Origin of the sequence: Cobetia sp. SIMBA_158 (assembly GCF_046566945.1) — a bacterium.
GTDB classification, from domain to species: Bacteria; Pseudomonadota; Gammaproteobacteria; order Pseudomonadales; family Halomonadaceae; genus Cobetia; species Cobetia amphilecti.
Map to the genome: position 1 here is coordinate 1 of NZ_JAWJYL010001266.1, position 228 is coordinate 228.

The 228-nt window shown below is 33.3% G+C and carries 1 protein-coding gene; it reads right to left on the minus strand.

Features of this window, described 5'->3' with window-relative positions; genetic code table 11:
- On the minus strand, positions 1-228 hold a 228-nt coding region (locus R2R70_RS23790; RefSeq protein WP_410979460.1), incomplete at both ends, for a DNA polymerase.

Consider the following 228-nt stretch of genomic DNA (forward strand, 5'->3'; position numbering starts at 1 on the left):
TGAATAAAAATCGTCAATAATCTGTTTAGCTTCTTCATCAGTAACACCAATATTTTGGGCAATCGACTTATACCCCATACCGTACATGATACCGAGTAGTAAACTTTTTATAGCTTTACGTGGTTGAAATTTACCGTCAGGACTATAAGCTTTATCCTCACAATACTTTCTTTCTAGCTTAAATACTTTCATAGCCATCTCAATGTATAAGTCACGGTTATTTACATA